The sequence below is a fragment of the Aureimonas endophytica genome (assembly GCF_014642635.1).
Lineage (GTDB): Bacteria > Pseudomonadota > Alphaproteobacteria > Rhizobiales > Rhizobiaceae > Plantimonas > Plantimonas endophytica.
Window position 1 is genome coordinate 339,404 of sequence record NZ_BMIQ01000002.1, and the last position, 18,894, is coordinate 358,297.

General features: G+C 69.0%; 18 protein-coding genes. 4 read left to right on the plus strand and 14 right to left on the minus strand.

The features are described 5' to 3' along the window. Nucleotide 1: 1 nt before the first annotated feature. Together phnH and phnG are read right to left on the minus strand one after the other, a co-directional pair. Nucleotides 2-607 carry a phosphonate C-P lyase system protein PhnH gene (phnH, locus tag IEY14_RS07895; protein WP_188907670.1) on the minus strand — a complete coding sequence of 202 codons (606 nt, stop codon included), beginning with the start codon at nt 605-607 and terminating at the stop codon, nt 2-4. Next, nucleotides 607-1,068: a phosphonate C-P lyase system protein PhnG gene (phnG, locus tag IEY14_RS07900; RefSeq protein ID WP_188907671.1), complete on the minus strand. Its 462-nt coding sequence runs from the start codon at nt 1,066-1,068 to the stop codon at nt 607-609. Before phnG ends, phnH begins: the two co-directional genes overlap by 1 nt. A gap of 113 nt (nt 1,069-1,181) precedes the next feature. Between phnG and phnF the strand changes: the two genes are divergently transcribed. Beyond that, nucleotides 1,182-1,928, plus strand: coding sequence for a phosphonate metabolism transcriptional regulator PhnF (gene phnF, locus IEY14_RS07905; RefSeq protein ID WP_188907672.1), 747 nt, complete (start codon nt 1,182-1,184; stop codon nt 1,926-1,928). An 11-nt stretch (nt 1,929-1,939) separates the two neighbouring features. Here the strand turns inward: phnF and IEY14_RS07910 are convergent, their stop codons facing one another. Together IEY14_RS07910 and IEY14_RS07915 are read right to left on the minus strand one after the other, a co-directional pair. Beyond that, nucleotides 1,940-2,968 (minus strand): glycosyltransferase family 4 protein, encoded by a 1,029-nt coding sequence (locus IEY14_RS07910; RefSeq protein WP_280515029.1) that lies wholly within the window; start codon nt 2,966-2,968, stop codon nt 1,940-1,942. Beyond that, nucleotides 2,968-3,792, minus strand: a complete 825-nt coding sequence (locus tag IEY14_RS07915; RefSeq protein ID WP_188907673.1) for a UDP-2,3-diacylglucosamine diphosphatase — start codon at nt 3,790-3,792, stop codon at nt 2,968-2,970. The genes IEY14_RS07910 and IEY14_RS07915 overlap by 1 nt, the downstream gene beginning before the upstream one ends. Nucleotides 3,793-4,178: 386 nt before the next feature. On the opposite strand from IEY14_RS07915, the gene IEY14_RS07920 reads away from it, so the two are divergent. Beyond that, on the plus strand, nt 4,179-5,471 hold the full coding sequence (locus tag IEY14_RS07920; protein ID WP_188907674.1) for a Gfo/Idh/MocA family protein: 1,293 nt from the start codon (nt 4,179-4,181) through the stop codon (nt 5,469-5,471). A 28-nt stretch (nt 5,472-5,499) separates the two neighbouring features. Here the strand turns inward: IEY14_RS07920 and IEY14_RS07925 are convergent, their stop codons facing one another. The 3 genes from IEY14_RS07925 to alr form a co-directional block, all read right to left on the minus strand. After that, entirely contained in the window at nt 5,500-6,792 is a 1,293-nt protein-coding gene (locus tag IEY14_RS07925; RefSeq protein ID WP_188907675.1) for an adenylate/guanylate cyclase domain-containing protein, read from the minus strand. A gap of 146 nt (nt 6,793-6,938) precedes the next feature. Then, nucleotides 6,939-8,189: a D-amino acid dehydrogenase gene (locus IEY14_RS07930; protein ID WP_188907676.1), complete on the minus strand. Its 1,251-nt coding sequence runs from the start codon at nt 8,187-8,189 to the stop codon at nt 6,939-6,941. Continuing rightward, nucleotides 8,186-9,358 carry an alanine racemase gene (alr, locus tag IEY14_RS07935; RefSeq protein ID WP_188907677.1) on the minus strand — a complete coding sequence of 391 codons (1,173 nt, stop codon included), beginning with the start codon at nt 9,356-9,358 and terminating at the stop codon, nt 8,186-8,188. The genes IEY14_RS07930 and alr overlap by 4 nt, the downstream gene beginning before the upstream one ends. 123 nt (nt 9,359-9,481) lie before the next feature. Here alr and IEY14_RS07940 point away from each other — a divergent pair, with 123 nt between their 5' ends. Next, nucleotides 9,482-9,928, plus strand: a complete 447-nt coding sequence (locus IEY14_RS07940; protein ID WP_188907678.1) for an Lrp/AsnC family transcriptional regulator — start codon at nt 9,482-9,484, stop codon at nt 9,926-9,928. On the opposite strand, the gene IEY14_RS07945 is transcribed toward IEY14_RS07940, so the two are convergent. From IEY14_RS07945 to IEY14_RS07970, 6 genes are all read right to left on the minus strand, one after another. Continuing rightward, complete coding sequence (locus tag IEY14_RS07945; protein WP_188907679.1) at nt 9,923-10,660, minus strand: FadR/GntR family transcriptional regulator; 738 nt, start codon at nt 10,658-10,660, stop codon at nt 9,923-9,925. The two genes, IEY14_RS07940 and IEY14_RS07945, sit on opposite strands and share 6 nt — an antisense overlap. Nucleotides 10,661-10,667: 7 nt before the next feature. After that, nucleotides 10,668-11,663, minus strand: a complete 996-nt coding sequence (yjfF, locus tag IEY14_RS07950; protein ID WP_188908108.1) for a galactofuranose ABC transporter, permease protein YjfF — start codon at nt 11,661-11,663, stop codon at nt 10,668-10,670. Nucleotides 11,664-11,665: 2 nt separating this feature from the next. Then, nucleotides 11,666-12,694 carry an ABC transporter permease gene (locus tag IEY14_RS07955; RefSeq protein WP_373288935.1) on the minus strand — a complete coding sequence of 343 codons (1,029 nt, stop codon included), beginning with the start codon at nt 12,692-12,694 and terminating at the stop codon, nt 11,666-11,668. Further along, on the minus strand, nt 12,691-14,214 hold the full coding sequence (locus IEY14_RS07960; protein WP_188907680.1) for a sugar ABC transporter ATP-binding protein: 1,524 nt from the start codon (nt 14,212-14,214) through the stop codon (nt 12,691-12,693). Before IEY14_RS07960 ends, IEY14_RS07955 begins: the two co-directional genes overlap by 4 nt. A gap of 74 nt (nt 14,215-14,288) precedes the next feature. Next, on the minus strand, nt 14,289-15,251 hold the full coding sequence (gene ytfQ, locus IEY14_RS07965; RefSeq protein ID WP_188907681.1) for a galactofuranose ABC transporter, galactofuranose-binding protein YtfQ: 963 nt from the start codon (nt 15,249-15,251) through the stop codon (nt 14,289-14,291). A gap of 224 nt (nt 15,252-15,475) precedes the next feature. Next, on the minus strand, nt 15,476-15,796 hold the full coding sequence (locus tag IEY14_RS07970) for a hypothetical protein (protein WP_244639386.1): 321 nt from the start codon (nt 15,794-15,796) through the stop codon (nt 15,476-15,478). A 216-nt stretch (nt 15,797-16,012) separates the two neighbouring features. On the opposite strand from IEY14_RS07970, the gene ppk2 reads away from it, so the two are divergent. Then, entirely contained in the window at nt 16,013-16,927 is a 915-nt protein-coding gene (ppk2, locus tag IEY14_RS07975; protein WP_188907682.1) for a polyphosphate kinase 2, read from the plus strand. 43 nt (nt 16,928-16,970) lie between these two features. On the opposite strand, the gene IEY14_RS07980 is transcribed toward ppk2, so the two are convergent. After that, entirely contained in the window at nt 16,971-18,698 is a 1,728-nt protein-coding gene (locus IEY14_RS07980; RefSeq protein ID WP_188907683.1) for a methyl-accepting chemotaxis protein, read from the minus strand. Between the last annotated feature and the right edge of the window lie 196 nt (nt 18,699-18,894).

The following is an 18,894-nucleotide window of genomic DNA, read 5'->3' on the forward strand; positions in this document are numbered from 1 at the left end:
GTCAGGCCCTCCGGATCTGCGTCGTGCGCGGCAGGGCGAGCGCCCGCGTGCCGCAGGCGAGGATCACGTCGACGCCGCGCGGGAAGAGCGCCTGGTTGATCGCCCAGTCGGCGAGAAAGGTGTCCGGCAGGCCGCGCGGCGCGAAGCGGGTCGTGGTCTCGATGCCGGGGCCGGCGAGGAGATAGGGCGCGCCGCCGTCGAGCGCGGCGATGCCGAGGATCAGCGTCGTGGAACGGTCGGGATAGGTCGCCGTGCCGATCGCGAAGCTGCTGAGCGCCGGCAGGTCGGCCCCTTGCGGCACGAGGGCGAAGCGCGAAAGCTCCGGCCGGTCCATCACCACGGCGCCGGTCTGGAAGGCGATCCAGCCCCGGACGGTCTCGCCGCGCAGCGCCTCGTGCAGCCAGAGCGGCGTGTCGTAGTCGGCGAGCGTCGCCAGGAGCGCGGCGGCGGCCGGCTCCAGCGGCGCCGGAGCGCCGAGGCGCTCGCCGAAATCGACGATTGTGCCGGGGCGGGAAAAGGCGCGCATCGCCCGGTCGAACACGGCCTGCGCATCCGTCACCGGGGCGCGGAAGCCGCGCAGCATGTCCTTGTCGTCCGGGGATGCCATCAGTCCTCTCCGCGCACCAGGGTGAAGAAATCGACCTTCGTCGCCGCCGTCTCCTCGGCGCGCGCCCGGCGCGCCGCCGCGCGCTCGGCCAGCACCGGCGCGACGAGCTCGGCTTCGATCGCCGCGCGCTCGGCCTCGCCCTGCCAGGCGGCGTCGAGACAGGCGGCAAGCCGCGCCTTCTCCGCATCGCGGCCGAGCACCATGGCATGGCCGAGCCGGCCGTCGGCGAGCCGCACGCTGGCGCGCGTCACGCTCGCCTCGCCGAGATTGAAGGGCGCGCCACCGCCGCCGATCCGGCCGCGCAGCATGACAAGGCCGATCTCCGGTCCCCGGACGAGGTCGGCGGCGAGGCCCGCCCCCCAGCGGTCCCAGGCCGCGGCGAGGCGCGCCGTCCCGGCCGCCGCGAAGGCCTCCATCGCGCGCCGGCGCCCGGCTTGATCCTCCGCCACCCTCTCGCTCATACCGTCGATCCTTTATTGTCTATTTGTGTAGACAAATAGACCTTATGCTTGATACTTACTCCCGTCGCGGTGACAGAACAATGACGCCGCCGGAATTTTTCGAAGGGGCGCGCATGATCGGCGGAGAAGACGGGATCGCGCGCTGGCGCAGCGTCGCGGACGGCATCCGGGGAATGATCGCCGAGGCCGGCGGCGCGCTGGAGCGCCTGCCGGTCGAGGCGGAACTCGCCGCGCGCTTCGGCGTCAACCGCCATACGGTGCGCCGGGCCATCGCGGCGCTCGCGGCGGAAGGCCTGTTGCGGGCGGAGCGCGGGCGCGGCACCTTCGTCGCCGCCCGGCCGCCGCGCCTCTCCTATCCGGTCGGCCCGCGCACCCGCTTCTCGGAAAATGTCGCGCGGGCGGCGCGCCGGCCGGGCGGGCGGCTGATTCGCGCCGATCTGGTGCCCGCCGACGCGGCGCTGGCGGGGCTTCTCGATCTCAGGCCCGGCGCACCGCTGCACCGCCTCGAAACCTTGAGCGTCGCCGATGGCGTGCCGCTTTCGGTCGGCACCGGCTGGTTCCCGGCGGAGCGCTTTCCCGCCATCGTCGCCGCCTATGCCGAGACCGGCTCGATCACCCTGGCGCTGAAGGCGCATGGCATCGAGGACTATCGACGGCGCGAGACGCGCGTCACGGCGGAACGGCTGTCGCCGGCCGATGCCGAACTGCTAGCCTCGCCGCCGGACGGTCTGGCGCTCGTGTCGCATGGCGTCGATGTCGATCTCGGCGGATGCCCGATCCAGGCCAACCGGACGCGCGCCCATGCCGATCGCGTCGAACTCGTCTTCGACCACGCCCCGCCGCCGCGTGAAGCGGGGTGAGGGGACACGCATCAGCCGGCGAGGCGCAGGCCGGTGTCCTTCCGCGCCGAACGGGTGGCGGCGTCGAGAAAGATGTCGGCGCAGAGTTCCCAGCTGAAGGCGCGCGAGCGCTCCAGCGCGTCCTCGCGCCGCAGGGCGAGGGCGCCGAGGCAGGCGGCGCGCAGATCCTCCGACAGGCAGCCGGCCTTCGTATCGGCGATGACGTCGAGCGGGCCGGGCACCGGGAAGGCCGCCACCGGCACGCCGCAGGCCAGCGCCTCGATCAGGACGATGCCGAACGTGTCGGTGCGCGAGGGAAAGACGAAGACGTCGGCGCTCGAATAATAGCGTGCCAGCGCCTCGCCGGTCTGGAGGCCGGCGAAATGCACCTTCGGATAGCGCTCGATCAGCGCGCCGAGCGACGGGCCGGCGCCGACCACGATCTTCGAGCCGGGCAGATCGAGATCGAGGAAGGCTTCGAGATTCTTTTCCGGCGCGACGCGCGAGACCGTCAGGAAGACCGGCCCCGGCAGGCCGTGGTCGAGCGGCGGCAGCGGCTTGAACAGCGCGCGGTCGACGCCGCGCGTCCAGACCGCGAGATTGCGGAAGCCGCGCGTCTCGAGCTCCTGGCGGATGCTGTCCGTCGGTACGAGGCAGGCGCTGGCCGGCGCGTGGAAGCGGCGCAGCAGCGCATAGGAGAAGGCGTCCGGCACCGGCGCGCGCTTGCGCAGATATTCGGGAAAGCGCGTGTGGAACGAGGTGGTGAAGGCGAGGCCGCGCTGCATCGCCGCCTTGCGCGCCGCGATGCCGACCGGGCCTTCCGTCGCGATATGGATCGCGTCCGGCCGGAACTCGTCGACGACGCGCCCGACCCGGAAGGCGGTGGCGAGCGCGAGGCGGATCTCGGGATAGGTCGGGCAGGGAATGGTGCGGAAATCCTTCGGCGCCACGATCCGCACCTCGACGCCGCGCTCGGCCAGTTCCTGGCAGAGGCTGGTGAGGGTGCGCACGACGCCGTTGACCTGGGGCTCCCAGGCGTCGGTCGCGAGGAGAAGGCGCATCAGGCGGCCTCTTCCAGCGCCGGGACGCCGAGCGGGACGGAGCCCTGACGACGGCGCGTGGTGGGCACGCTGACCGGCCGCGTCCAGCGGATCAGCTCGAAGGAGCCGTCCTCGCGCTCGCCGATCGCCGTGCAGCTTTCCACCCAGTCGCCGGTGTTCACATATTGGATGCCGGCGCGCTCGGCGATCTCGGCATGGTGGATATGGCCGCAGATCACGCCGTCGCAGTCCTGGCGCCGCGCCTCTTCCGCCAGCGCCGTCTCGAAGGCGCCGATGAAGGAAACGGCGTTCTTCACCTTCAGCTTCGCCCAGGACGAGAAGGACCAGTAGGGGAAGCCGAGCGCCCGGCGCACGCGGTTGAAGACGGAATTGATGGCGATCGCCGCGTCATAGGCCCAGTCGCCGAGATAGGCGATGAGGCGGGCGTTGCGCACCACCACGTCGAACTCGTCGCCATGCATCACCAGGAAGCGCCGGCCGTCCGCCGTGTGGTGGATGTCGGAGACGCGCACCTCGATGCCGCCGAAATGCTGGCCGGGAAAGCCGCGCATGACCTCGTCGTGATTGCCGGGAATGTAGATGATCCGGGCGCCCTTGCGGGCCTTGCGCAGCAGCTTCTGCACCACGTCGTTATGCGTCTGCGGCCAGTGCCAGGAGCGCTTCAGGCGCCAGCCGTCGAAGATGTCGCCGACGAGGTAGATCGTCTCCGCCTCGTGCACGCGCAGGAAGTCGATCAGGAGGTCGGCCTGCGCCGCCTTCGATCCGAGATGCACGTCCGAAAGGAACAGCGTGCGGAACTGCCGGATGTCGTCTGAAGGATGCATGGCCGCTGACCCCACTGCGGATGACAAGCCAATGCACCAACACGATTTCAGTCGTGTGACAGTCGCGATGATCCGGGATTTTCTTCGCCTGTCATGGAACTGTCTTGGCTTTCCGCTATGTTCCTTTTCGAGCAAAGGGTCCGGGTGCTGCCCGGTGTCCGACCCGCCCTGCGGTGCGCCGGACCCCTGCTCAACCCCCGGACCGTCCCGGCCGGTGCTCTGGCGCCGCTTCCTCGGGCCGCCGCGGGCCGCCTCTATTTCGGCCACCGGCACCGCTCCTCCGCCTTCCGTTCCGCCTTCGCCTTTCCGTGAGGTCCCTACCGGTCGCGAATCCCTTTCGTCCCTGCCGCGTTCAGCGGCCGACGAGTTGCGAAAGGACGAGCGCCATGGATCATCGCTTCCGGCCGAGCCGCCGGGGTCTCCTGCAACTGGCCGGCACCGGCGCGGCGGGGCTTCTCGCCGCCTCGCGGGCCTCGGCCGCGTCCTATCCGGCGCCGACGCCCGTGGATGTCGGGCAGGTCGAGAACGGCAAGGTGAGCTTTCCGAACTGGCGCGCGCCGGCCGATACGCCGAGCGGTCCGCCGCCCGCGCCCCTGCCGCCGGAACAGCGTGTCGGCTTCGCCATCGTCGGCCTCGGCCGACTGGCGCTGGAGGAGATCCTGCCGGCCTTCGGCGAGGCGAAGAAGTGCCGGCCTGTCGCGCTTGTCTCCGGCACGCCGGACAAGCTGAAGGCGGTCGCCGCCCAATATGGCATCGCGCCGGAGCGCTGCCATTCCTACGCGGATTTCGACCGCATCGCCGAGGATTCGGCGATCCAGGTCGTCTATGTCGTCCTGCCGAACGGCATGCATCGCGAATATGTCGAGCGCGCCGCCAAGGCCGGCAAGCACGTGCTCTGCGAGAAGCCGATGGCGACGAACGCGGCCGACGCGCGGGCGATGGTGGCGGCCTGCCAGGCGGCCAGGCGGCATCTGATGGTCGCCTACCGCATCCAGTACGAGCCGCACAACCGCCGCGCCCAGCGCTTCGTGCGCGAGGGCACCTTCGGCCGGCTGGTCGGCATGAGCGCCACCAATGTCCAGACCGTGGCGGAAAACGGCACCCAGCAATGGCGGCACAAGCGCGCCCTGTCCGGCGGCGGCTCGCTGCCGGATATAGGCCTCTACTGCCTCAACACGGCGCGCTTCCTCACCGGCGAGGAGCCGGTCGAGATCTATGCCACGCAATATGCGCCGCCGAACGATCCGCGCTTCGCCGAGGTGGAGGAGACGATCGCCTTCACTTTGCGCTTTCCCTCGAACTTCATCGCCAATTGCTTCGCGAGCTACGGCGCGCGCGACGACAAGCACCAGCGGCTGAACTTCGAGCGCGCCAGCCTCGACATGCCGAACGCCTATTCCTACGAGGGCCAGCGGCTCACCGTCACCGCCCGTCAGGAGGACGACACCTCGCAGAACGAACTCGTCATCCCGCGCCGCAACCAGTTCGCCGCCGAGATGGATCACATGGCCGACTGCGTCCTCGCCGATCGCCGGCCGCGCACGCCGGGCGAGGAGGGCGTGCAGGACCATGTGCTGATGGAGGCGATCTATCGCGCGGCGGCGAGCGGCATGCCGGTGCGCCTGGAGCCGGTGGCCGGCCTCGACGCCTTTCGCGGGCCGCCCCTCGCCGCCGATTAGGACGGGGGAAGGGGCGGCTCCGACTTTGTCAGGCGGGAAGCGCTGCCTCCGCCAGGGCCTCTCCCGGCTCCTCCACCTTCGCCCGGCAGCGGTCGCCGGAAAAGGCGAAGACCTCGATCGGGCCGCCGATGCCCTTCAGCGGGAAGGCGCCGAGGCTTTCCAGCACCTTCTGGCAGCCCGCCATCTCGGCGAAGGCCTTCGAGACGAGGACCGGCCGGCCGACCTCCTTCGTCAGCGCCTCCAGCCGGGCGGCGGTGTTGACCGCCGGGCCGATCACGGTGAAGTCGAGGCGCCGGCGCGAGCCGATATTGCCGTACATCACGTCGCCGACATGGATGCCGATGCCGTAGCCGAGCGGCTTGCGGCCCCGGCGCACATGGTCCTCGTTGAGGAGCGCCATGGCCGCCTGCGCCTCCGCCACGGCATGGAGCAGGTCGAGACAGGCATTCGGCCGGTCGAGCGGGAAGATCGCGAGCAGCCCGTCGCCGACGAATTTCAGGATCTCGCCGCCATGGCGTTCGATCGGCTCCGACATCGCGTCGAAATAGCCGTTGAGGAGCTCGATCACGTCGTCGCGCGGCCAGAGTTCCGAGATCGTGGTGAAGTCGCGCAGGTCGCAGATCAGGATGGCCGCGCCGACCGTCGCGCCGCTGCCGCGCGTGATCGCGCCGGCCAGGATCTCGGCGCTGGCATGCGGGCCGACATAGGTCTCGAGCAGCGTGCGGGCGAGGCGGTTCTTCAGGCGGATCTCGCTGACGAGGGCGAGCGCCGGCAGGAGATCGCGCAGAAGCCCGATGTCGCCCTCGTCGAAGCCGCCCGGCCGGTCGGCGGCGAAGGTCACGACATGGCGGCGCCCGAGCGTGTGCTCGATCGGCCAGGCGACATAGTCGGTCATGCCCTGATCGCGCAGTTCGTCGTAGAGCGGATAGTCGTAGTCGCTGCCCGTCGCCGGCCGGTCCAGCCGGCGCCGGATCTCGCCGGCGCCCGCCAGCACCGCCTTGATGGGGCTCGTCAGATAGCTGACATTGTCCATCGTGCCGTGCTCGTAGGTCTCGATCTCAGCCTCCACCAGCCCGACGCGCCAGCGCATACTGGCGCCGAACCATTGCGGATGCTGGATGCGGAAATTCAGCGTGGCGCGGCCGATCGGCACGCCCGCCTCGCGCAGCCGCTCGCAGAGCTGCACCAGGATATTGTCGATGAAGCGCTCGCCGCTCGTCTCCAGCATCAGCCAGTCGAGGATGGCACTGCGCCGATGCGGCCAAGCGCCGCCGGTCACGGAAGCGGCGGGCCGCTCCGACGTGGAAGGCAAGAGTTGCATGGGCTCGCTCCGTCCTCTTCCCCAGCCGCGACGGGGCCGGACGGCGGCTGTCCTCGCGGGGAGGCGGCGGTCGTGGCCCGGGCGGTCCGTCTTAAATGGGGGCGGGCGGCCCGACAATCCAGCCCCTGGAATCTCCTCGAAAAATCCTATGCGTAGCGCGCGACGGCGAGGTCCGCCGCCTCGATCTCCGGGCTGCGGCCGGAGACGAGATCGGCGACGAGCCGGGCGGAGCCGCAGGACATGGTCCAGCCGAGCGTGCCATGGCCGGTGTTCAGAAACAGACCGTTCACCCGGGTCGGACCGATCACCGGCGTGCCGTCCGGCGTCATCGGCCGCAGCCCCGACCAGTAGTCGGCCTTCGCCAGATCGCCGCCCGGAAAGAGATCGCAGACGGAATGTTCGAGCGTCCGGCGCCGCGCCTCCGGCCGGTCGGTGGTGAAGCCGGAAATCTCCGCCATGCCGCCGACGCGGATGCGCTCGCCGAGCCGCGTGATGGCGATCTTGTAGCTCTCGTCGAGGACGGTCGATTCCGGCGCCCGCTCGGGATCGAGGATCGGGATGGTCAGCGAATAGCCCTTCACCGGATAGACCGGCAGGCGGATGCCGTGCGGCGCGACGAGCGCCGGCGAGAAGGAGCCCATCGCCACGAGAACGGCATCCGCCGCCTGGAAGCCGCGATCGGTCTCGACGCCGCTCGCCCGCCCGTTCTCGACGCGGATTCCCCGGATCGTCCGCCCGTAGTCGAAGGCGACGCCGCGCGCCGCCGCCAGCGCCGCCAGCGCATTGGTGAACTTGAAGCAGTCACCGGTCTCGTCCTTCGGCGTCAGCAGGCCGCCGGCGATGCGGTTATGGGCATGGGCGAGCGCCGGCTCGACGCGCACGCAGCCGGACGGGTCGAGCACCTCGAAGGGAACGCCGTCCTCGGCGAGCGCTTTGACGTCTTTGGCCGAGGCGTCGAGCTGTTCCTGCGTGCGGAAGAGCTGGAGCGTGCCCTGCATGCGCTGGTCGTATTCGATGCCGGTCTCGGCCTTCACCTCCGCCAAGGCGAGGCGGCTGTATTCGGCGACGCGCAGCATCCGGCTCTTGTTCAGCGCATAGGCTTCGGCCGTGCAGTTGGCGAGCATGCGCGTCAGCCAGGACAGCATGGCGAGATCCGGCTTCGGCTTCAGGATCAGCGGCGCGTGCTCCATCATCAGCCATTTGAGCGCCTTCTTCGGAATGCCCGGCGCCGCCCAGGGTGAGCAATAGCCGAAGGAGACCTCGCCGGCATTGGCGAAGCTCGTTTCCAGCGCCGGCCCGGGCTGCCGGTCGATCACCGTGACCTCGTGCCCGGCCTTCGCCAGATACCAGGCCGAGGTGACGCCGATGACGCCCGCGCCGAGAACCGCGACCTTCATGCCGAAACTCCCGCTTCGTCTTCGAGATAGTGCCGCTCGAACCGCGATCCGAGCCCGGTGAGGATCTCGTAGGAGATCGTTTCCGCCGCCTCGGCCACCGCGTCGAGGCTCTGCGCTGGGCCGATCAGGTCGACGAGATCGCCAGGCCGGAGCTCGGCTGCGCCAGCGTCGAGGATGATCGAATCCATGGACACGCGCCCGACCATCGGCAGCGCCGTCTCGCCGATATGAGCGGCGATGTGGTTGCCGAGCCGGCGCGGCCAGCCGTCGGCATAGCCGAGGCCGAGGGTCGCGAGCCGCATCGGGCGCTCGGCAGTGACGGTATGGCCATAGCCGATGCCGGCGCCGGCCGGCACGTCGCGCAGCTGGATCACCCGGCCCTGCAGCCGGACGACGGGGCGCATTGGGTTCGGCGCCGGGTCGGCGAAGGGCCGGCCGCCATAGACGGCGATGCCGGGCCTTGCGAGGTCGAAGCGGAAATCGGGGCCGAGAAATAGGCCGGCGGAATTGGCGAGCGAGCGCCGGGCCGCCGGCAGCAGAGCGGCGAGCCGCCGGAAGGCCGCGAGCTGGGCGGCGTTGGCCGGATGGTCGGGCGTGTCGGCGCAGGCGAGATGGCTCATCACCAGCACGGTCTCAAGACCGAAGAGACGCGTCGGATCGGTGGCGATACGCTCCACCTCCGCCGGGGACAGGCCGAGGCGGGACATGCCGGAATCGACCTGGATCGCGGCCGGCAGGCGCCGGCCCCGGCGCACGCCCTCGCGCGCGAAGGCCTCGATCTGGGCGAGGGAATTGAGGACCGGCACGAGGCCAGCCTCGGCGCAGGCCGGCTCCGCGCCCGGCGCCAGACCGTTGAGGACGAGGATCTCGGCCTCCGGCAGCGCCTCGCGCAGCGCTAGCCCCTCGGCGAGATGGGCGACGAAGAAGCTCTCGCAGCCCTCCCGCGCCAGCCGGCGCGCGACGGGCACGGCGCCGAGCCCGTAGCCGTCCGCCTTGACGACGCCGGCGACCTTCGCGCCGCCGGCGAGCGCCACGAGCTGGCGATAGTTCGCGGCGAGCGCGCCGAGATCGATCGTCAGCACGCCGCCGCCCGGAATCTCGCCGCGATCGGGAACCGTCGCCGTCCGCCAGCCTTCCGTCCAAGACAGGTTTGCCGAATGCGCGCCCATTTTTCGCACTCCGTCCAATCCTGCTCATGATCCTCGAAGCATCGCCGAATGTCCGCGCGATCTGCCGCAGGATATGCGAATATAGCGCTCCTTCTTCGACGTTCCTGCGACGGAGCCGCATTTTTGGCAGACCTCGACAAGCTCGACCGGGCCATCCTCAAGGTGCTGCGGCGCAATGCCCGGATCAGCAACGTGCAGCTCGCGGCCGAGGTCGGCCTGTCGCCGTCCGCCTGCCTGCGCCGTGTCCAGATCCTGGAGGAGGTGGGGACGATCCGGGGCTATACGGCGCTCGTCGCGGGGGCGCGCGACGCGCATGTGGTGATCGTGCGCATCAGCCTGGAGAAGCAGACGGAGGAGGCGCTGAACCGCTTCGAGGCGGATGTCCTGAAGCATCCGGAGATCCGCGAATGCTATCTGATGACCGGCGAGGAGGACTATCTCCTGCGCGTCGAGGCGAACGGGGCGGGGGACTACGAGCGCATCCACAAGGAGGTGCTGTCGCGCCTGCCCGGCGTGTCGCGCATCAATTCGAGCTTCGCCATCCGCAGCGTGCTGTCGGCCGCCTCATGAGCCGAGGCGGAGCGCCCGCCGTGTCCGGTCGACGCCGACGCCGATGACGGTCAGCATCGCGGCGCGCGTCGCCCGCTCGTCGCCCGCCGCGATGGCGTCGACGATCGCCAGATGGTTCGCGGCGCATTCGGAGATCAGCACCGGGTCGGAGGCGGGCGAGCTCAACTTGAAGGAGATCGCCAGCGCCGCCTCGATCAGGCTGGAGATCGACAGCATGAAGGGGTTCTTCGACACCTCGGCGATGGCGAGGTGGAATTCGAGATCGACCTTGGCGATGCTCGCCTTGTTGTGGGACGGATCGGCGAGGCGCCGGGCGATCTCGTAGAGCCGGGCGACGTCGGCGGGATCGGCGCGGCGCGCGGCGAGCGCTGCGGCCTCCGGCTCGAAGGCGGCGCGGATCTCGCCGAGATGGACGAGGAGGTCCTCGTCCAGCCCCGCCTCGAAGCGCCAGGCGAGGACGTCGCTGTCGAAGAGGTTCCAGCGGCTCTTCTCCAGGATGCGCGTGCCGACGCGCGCCTTCGGCTGGACGAGGTTCTTCGCCGCCAGCGTCTTCATCGCCTCGCGCAGGACCGTGCGGGAAAAGCCGAAATGGGCGCAGAGCTCGTCGTCGCCCGGCAGGATCGAGCCGACCTCGTAGCGGCCGGAGACGATGGCGCGGCCGAGCTCGTCCACGACCTGGGCATGGCCGTTGCCGCGCCGCTGGCCGGCGATCGTGGTTTCGAGGAGACTCACCGCTCGCTCATGCCGTGATCCGCGCCTCGCTCGCCCGGCTCGGCATTGGCCGCCGCGCCGAGAGCCAGAGCACGGCGCGCTGCAGGACGATGAAGGCGAAGAGGAGGATGCCGATCACGATCTTCGTCCACCAGGAGGAGAGGGTGCCGTCGAACACGATATAGGTCTGGATCAGCCCCTGGATCAGAACGCCGATCAGCGTGCCGAGCACGAAGCCGGAGCCACCGGTGAGCAGCGTCCCGCCGATCACCACCGCCGCGATGGCGTCGAGCTCGACGCCGACGGCCGACAGCGAGTAGCCGGCCGACGTATAGAGCGCGAAGACGATGCCGGACAGGCCCGACAGGAAGCCGGAGAGGGCGTAGATGCCGATCGTCGTGCGGGCGATCGGCACGCCCATCAGCTCGGCCGACTGGCTGTTGCCGCCAAGGGCATAGACATTCGTGCCGAAGCGGGTGCGTTGCGCGACGACGGCGCCGACGACGAAGGTGGCGAGCATCAGGAGGCCGACGAAGGTCAGCCGCCCGCCGCCGGCCATGCGGAAGTAGAGGCTCTGCAGCGTGTCGAAGAAGGGATGGGAGATCGGCACGGAATCGACGGAGAGCATGAAGGCCATGCCGCGCGCGAAGAACATGCCGGCGAGCGTGACGATGAAGGCCGGCATCCGCAGATAATGGATGATCGCGCCCATCAGCGCGCCGTAGCCCGTGGTGACGGCGAGCGCGAGGGCGAAGACGACGAGCGGGTGGAGGCTGGTCTCGCGCAGGATCACGGCGATGAAGACGCCGGTGAAGGCGATCACCGAGCCGATCGACAGATCGATGCCGCCGGACAGGATGACGAAGGTCATGCCGACGGCGGCGATGCCGAGAAAGGCGTTGTCGGTGAGGAGATTGCCGACGACCCGCGTCGAGGCCATGTTCGGGAACTGCGCGATGCAGGCTGCATAGGCGAGGACGAAGATGACGAGCGTCGTCGCCAGCGGCAGATATTTCGACTTCAGGCTCATTCCGCCGCTTCCCTGGTACGGATCGCCGGCTCGCGCCGCCGGGGCGCCAGAAAGGCGAGGACGGTGCGGCTCGCCGGCGACTGGATGACGAGGATGAGGATGATGATCCCGGCCTTGATCACCAGATTGAATTCCGGCGGGAAGCCGGAAAGGAGAATGCCGGTATTGACCGCCTGGATGATCATCGCCCCGATCAGCGAGGCGAGGATCGAGAAGCGGCCGCCGAAGAGCGAGTTGCCGCCGATGACGACGGCGAGGATGGCGTCGAGCTCCAGCCAGAGGCCGGCATTGTTGGCGTCGGCGCCGCGGATGTCGGCGGTCGCGATCGTGCCGGCGACGGCGGCGCAGACGCCGCTCGCCGCATAGGCGGCGAAGAGGATGACCACCGCGTTGAGGCCCGCCAGCGTCGAGGCCTGGCGGTTGATGCCGACCGCCTCGATGAGGAGGCCGAGCGCCGTGCGGCGGACGATGAGCGTCGCGAGCAGGCCGAGGCCGAGAAAGATGAGGACCGGCAGCGGCAGGCCGGCGAAGGCGCCGCTGCCGATGAAGGCGAAGCCCGGATCGTTGAAGGTGAGGATGACGCCTTCCGTCACGAGCTGCGCGATGCCGCGCCCGGCCACCATCAGGATCAGCGTCGCGATGATCGGCTGGATGTCGAGGACGGCGACGAGGAACCCGTTCCAGAGGCCGCAGACGAGGCCGAGGCCGAGAACGGCGGCGAGCGTCGCGAAGAGCGGCGTGCCCTCCGCCACCAGCGACGCGCCGACGGCGCCGCAGATCGCCATCACCGCGCCGACCGAGAGGTCGATGCCGCGCGTCGCGATGACCAGCGTCATGCCGATGGCGAGAATCGCCACCGGCGCGCCGCGGTTGAGGACGTCGATCAGGCTGCCATAGAGCCGGCCGTTCTGGACGACGACGTCGAAGAAGCCGGGAAACAGGAGGCCGTTCAGCACGAGCACCGCGCCGAGCACGGCGAGCTGGGGCCCGAGCCGGCGCAGGCCGGGGGCGAGACGTCCCATCATAGCGCCGCTTCCTTCGCTTCCGGCGCGGCGATCGCCGCCATGATGCGGTCCGGCGTCACCGCCTCGCCGACAAGCTCGGCGACATGCGCGCGCTCCGAGCAGACGACGATGCGGCGCGAATAGGCCGCGAGCTCCTCCAGCTCGGAGGAGATGACGAGCAGCGCCATGCCCTCGTCGCAGAGTTCCTTGATGAGGCGGATGATCTCGGCATGCGCCCCGACATCGATGCCGCGCGTCGGCTCGTCGAGGATCAGGAAGCGCGGATGGGTGACGAGCCAGCGGGCGAGCAGCACCTTCTGCTGGTTGCCGCCGGACAGGAACTTGATCGGCTTCTCGCGGTCGGAGGTGCGGATGTCGAGCGCCCGGATATAGCGGTCGGTCAGTTCGACCTGCTCGGCCCGCGACAGGGGCTTCGTCCAGCCGCGCCGCGCCTGGAGGGCTAGGACCAGATTCTCGCGCACCGAGAGATCGGCGATGATGCCGTCGGTCTTGCGCTCCTCCGGGCAGAAGCCGAAGCCCGCCGCGATCGCGTCGCGCGGCGAGTTCAGCGCGACCGTCCGCCCGTCGACGCTCGCCTCGCCGGAATCGGCCCGGTCGACGCCGAAGAGGAGGCGCGCGGTCTCGGTGCGGCCGGAGCCGAGCAGGCCGGCGATGCCGACGACCTCGCCCCGGCGGATGCCGAGATCGAAGGGCTTGACGCTCGTGCGCCGGCCGAAGCCGCGAAAGCGGATCTCCGGCTCGCCCGCCGCCACCGGCGCCGCGCGCGCTTCGGCGAGGGTCTCCTCCTTCAGTTCGCGCCCGAGCATCATCTTCACGATGTCGAGTCGCGACAGGCCGGCGATGTCGCGGCTGCCGACGCCCCGGCCGTTGCGCAGCACCGTGACGCGGTCGGCGACGGCGAAGACCTGGTCGAGGAAATGGGTGATGAAGACGATCGCGAGGCCCTGGTCCCGCAGGGCCCGCATCACGCCGAAGAGCCGCGCCACCTCGGCCGCGTCGAGCGAGGCGGTGGGCTCGTCGAGGATCAGAACCTTGCCGGAAAGTTCCACGGCGCGGGCGATGGCGACGAGCTGCTGCACCGCCACCGAATGGGCGGCGAGCGGCGTCGCGGGATCGAGGTCGAGACCGTAGCGCGCCAGGATCTCGCGCGTCATCTTCCGCATGCGGCGGATGTCGGTGAGGCCGAAGCGGCGCGGCTCGCGCCCGAGCAGGAGGTTCTCCGCCACCGAGAGGTTCGGCAGGAGATTGACCTCCTGATAGACCGTGCCGATGCCGAGGGCCTGCGCCTCCTCGACATGGCGCGGATCGATCGGCCGGCCCTCCAGGGCGATCTCGCCGCCGTCGCGGCGATAGACGCCGGTGATGATCTTGATCAGCGTCGACTTGCCGGCGCCGTTCTCGCCGAGCAGCGCGTGGATCTCGCCGCGCTGGAGGGTCAGGTCGATGTCGCTGAGCGCCGCGATGCCGAGAAACGACTTCGAGACGCCGGAAACGCGCAGAAGGGGATGTTCGGAGGGCATGCCGTCTCCGCTGACTTGGCAGGCGGGGAGGCCGCCCCCGGGCCGGTTCGGCGCGGGGGCGGCGGAGCGGGTCGTCAGTAGCCGAGGCCCTTCTTCTCCTCGTAGACCTTCATCGGATCGTCGGCCTGGGTATAGAGCTTGGACTCGGTCTGGATCCACTTGGCCGGCGCGGCCTTGTCCTTCTTGTACTTCTCGAGCGCGTCGAAGGCGGGGCCCGCCATGTTCGGCGTCAGCTCGACGGTGGCGTTCGCCTCGCCCTTCGCCATGGCCTGGAAGATGTCCGGCACGGCGTCGATCGAGACGACGAGAATGTCCGTGCCGGGCTTCAGGCCGGCTTCCTTGATCGCCTGGATGGCGCCGACCGCCATGTCGTCGTTATGGGCGTAGAGCGCGCAGATGTCCTTGCCGCCATTGGAGGACTTGATGAAGCTCTCCATCACTTCCTTGCCCTTGGTGCGGGTGAAGTCGCCGGTCTGGCTCTTGACGATCTTGACGTTGTCATGGCCGGCGAGCGCCTGCTCGAAGCCCTTCTTGCGGTTGATCGCCGGCGAGGAGCCGGTCGTGCCCTGGAGTTCGACGACGTTGCAGGCCTTGGAGCCGACCGTCTTCACCAGCCAGTCGCCGGCGACCTTGCCCTCGTGCACCTGATCGGAGGTGACGGCGGTGAGGTAGAGCGAGTCCGGCGCGTCGATCTGGCGGTCGAGCAGCACGACGGGGATCTCGGCTTCCTTCGCTTCCTTCAGCACCGCGTCCCAGCCGGTGGCGACGACGGGCGCGACGAGGATCGCGTCGACCCCTTGCGCGATGAAGGTGCGGATCGCCTTGATCTGGTTTTCCTGCTTCTGCTGGGCATCGGCGAATTTCAGGTCGACGCCGCGCTTCTTCGCCTCGCTCTTGGTCACCGAGGTCTCGGCGGCGCGCCAGCCGGATTCGGAGCCGATCTGCGAGAAGCCGACCGTCATGTCCGCCGCATAGGCGGACGAGGCCAGCATGGCGGCCGCCATGGCGACGCCAACCCGGAACTTCCAGGATGTCATGAATTATCCTCCCAAGACCTTCGCCATCGGCCTCCCAGCCGATGCTGACCCTATTCATAATATCGTATGACTTTTTCCGTCCAGCTTGTTGCGATGCGGCAATCGCTGCCCGGCAAAGGATGTTCCTTGGGAACACGGTCGGGGCGGCCACGCCCGCGCGGCCATCCGGGAAATGCGCGAAACGGCAGGCGGGGGAGGCCGATCGCGACGGTCGGCCGGCGCGCTCAGGCCCCGGCTTCGGCCGCCGTTTCCGTCGCGGCCTCGCCGCCCTTCTTCTTCCGGCGCCGCTCGCGCTTCGCCGCCGGCTCGGGCGAGGGGCTCTCCTCCGGCTGGCCGCGCTCCTTCAGGGCGAAGTCGTGCAGGCGGTCGGCCTGTTCCGGATCCTTGGCGGCGCCGCTCGTCAGCGCGTAGAAGGCCGCCCGCACCACGTCCTTCTTCGAGATGCCCGGATGCCGCTCCTTCACCGCCGCGATCAGCGCCTTCGGCTTCATGCCGGGGGCGGCCAGGGCGCTCACCGTGATCGCGACTTCCTGCAGGCGGGACATTCCGAACTCCATATTCACTGAACCATCATGCCCTTAGGGCCTGATCCTGTCACAAACAAACGGGCCACGCCGTAAAACAGGACATGGCCGCTCTGCAAATTCGCCGGGGCGGGCCTCGGCCTCCTTCGCGGCGCCCGCTTGCCGCCACCGGGCCTTGTCACATTCTTGCAATCCAAACCGCGCATCCCCTTCGTCGGACCTTGAGGAGACCCGGCCATGACGGACGAGACCCAACGCAGTTCCGCCTTCGAGTTCGACCGGCTGCGCGAGGAGATCGCCGATTCCTTCGACGAGGAGCTGGAGCTTTCGCTGGACGAGGAGACGCTCGACGAGCTCTCCTCCGCCGAGCCGGGCAGCGGCTTCGACCGCCGCCTCTATTTCCGCGAGCTCTTCCGGCTCCAGCGCGAGCTCGTCCGCCTCCAGGACTGGATCCAGGCCAAGGGCCTGAAGGTGGTCGTCCTGTTCGAGGGGCGCGATTCGGCCGGCAAGGGCGGTGCGATCAAGCGCATCACCCAGCGGCTCAATCCGCGCGTCTGCCGCGTCGTCGCCCTGCCGGCGCCGAGCCCGCGCGAGCGCAGCCAATGGTACTTCCAGCGCTATGTCGCGCATCTGCCCTCGGCCGGCGAAATGGTGCTGTTCGACCGCTCCTGGTACAACCGCGCCGGCGTCGAGCGGGTGATGGGCTTCTGCAGCGAGGACGAGGTGGAGGAGTTCTTCCGCTCCGTGCCGGATTTCGAGCGCATGCTGGTGCGCTCCGGCATCGTCCTTATCAAGTACTGGTTCTCGATCACCGATGCCGAGCAGCAGTTCCGCTTCTCCATGCGGATCAACGATCCGCTGAAGCGCTGGAAGCTCTCGCCGATGGATGTCGAGAGCCGGCGCCGCTGGGAGGACTATACCCGCGCCAAGGAGTCGATGCTGGAGCGCACCCATATTCCCGAGGCGCGCTGGTGGCTGATCGAGGCGAACGACAAGAAGCGGGCGCGGCTCAACTGCATCGCCCATCTCCTGTCGCAGATCCCCTATGCCGAGGTCGAGCAGGAGGCGGTCACCCTGCCGCCGCGCGTCCATCACGCCGACTATGTCCGCCATCCGGTGCCGCCGGAACTCTACGTTCCGGAGACCTACTGACCGGACGGCGCGGTGCGCTTCCTTCGCGCGCCGCGCCGGGACTTCAGAAGGCGCCGGCGACTCGCGCCTGCAGGTCGCGGGCCGGAGAGCCCGCCATGCGTCGGTCGCCCGGGCGGGTGCCGTGGCCGGGACCGCCGAGCTGGAACTTCGCCAGAAGCGCGTTCAGCGTGCTGACCTCCTGGAACAGTTCGTTGCAGGCGGCCGAGGATTCCTCCACCATCGCCGCGTTCTGCTGCGTGCCCTTGTCCAGCGTGCCGACGGCGACATTGATCTCGCCGAGGCCGGAGGCCTGCATGCGCGCCGCCTCGACGATCGCCTCGACATGGCTGTTGATCTCGGCGACCTTCTCGACGATGCCGCCGAGCGCCGAGCCGGCCTTGCCGACGAGTTCCACACCCTCTTCGACCTGCGCCGAGGAGGTCGAGATGAGATCCTTGATCTTTTTGGCGGCTTCCGCCGAGCGCTGGGCGAGCCCGCGCACTTCCTGCGCGACGACCGCGAAGCCCTTGCCCGCCTCGCCGGCGCGCGCCGCCTCGACGCCGGCATTCAGCGCCAGAAGGTTCGTCTGGAAGGCGATCTCGTCGATGACGCCGATGATATTGCCGATCTTGCCGGACGAGGCCTCGATCTTGCCCATCGCCGCGACGGCCTGGGTGACGATATTGCCCGACTGCTGCGCCTCGGTCTTGGTGCGGGCGACGAGATCCCCGGCCTCCTCGGCCCGGCGGCTGGAGCGGCGCACGCCTTCCGTCATCTCGGCGAGCGCCGCCGAGGTCTCCTCCACCGCCGCCGCCTGCTGTTCGGTGCGGCCGGCGAGGTCGTCCGAGGCGGCGCGGATCTGATCCGTGCCCGTCTCGATCATCCGCGCGTTCTGCTCGACCGTGCGCATCGCGTTTTGCAACGTCTCGACCGAGGCGTTGAAGTTCATGCGGATCGGGTCGAGGGCCGGAATGAAGCGCTCCTCGATCCGGCTCGCCAGATCGCCATGGGCGAGCGCGTCCAGCGCCTGGCCGAGCCGCTGCACGGCATGGACGCGCGGCGTCACGTCGGAGGCGAACTTCACCACCCGGTCCACATTGCCGTCGAAATCGAAGATCGGGTTGTAGGAGGCCTGAATGAAGACCTCGCGCCCGCCCTTGCCGATGCGCTTGAACTCGTCCGCCACGAACTGGCCGCTCCGCAGCTTCGCCCAGAACGCCTCGTAATCCGCCGAATTGGCATAGGCGGTCTCGACGAACATCCGGTGGTGCCGGCCGGCGACCTCCTCGGCCGTATAGCCGAGGGCGCCGAGGAAATTGGCGTTCGCCGCGACGATCGTGCCGTCGATCTTGAACTCGATCACCGCCTGCGCCCGGTTCACCGCATCCATCAGCGCCGCGTTGCGGACCTGCGAGCGCTTGGTCTCGGTGATGTCGTTGCAGAACTTCACGACCTTGACGACGCGACCGCGTCCGTTGCGGATCGGGTTGTAGTTGCCGCGAATGAAGACCTCTTTGCCGTTCTTGCCGATGCGCTTGAACTCGCTGCATTCGAATTCGCCCCGGCGCAGCTTGTCCCAGAAGGCGGTATAGGCGGGCGAGCGAGCCTCCTCGGGATCGACGAAGATCCGGTGATGCTGGCCGACGATCTCCGCCGGCGCGTATTCCATAAGATCGCAGAAGTTCTTGTTGGCGGAAAGGATCTTGCCGTCCATGTCGAATTCGATGGTCGCCATCGAAAGATCGAGGGCGGCGAGAATCTGGCGGGAATCCGTCGATAGGAGATCGAACATGGTCCTTGAATCGCCCTTCCTTAACCACGATGGCTCGAGGTAGGAGGAGATTACGCTCAGTGATTTAAACAATCCTCAATGCCGGAACGGACTTCGCGCCGATGTCAACATGAAATGCAGCCCGTGCGGGCAGGAGATGACTGCCATTTGATTGGCTGGATAACTTGACTAGTAAAATCATATTATGGAAAGGGCA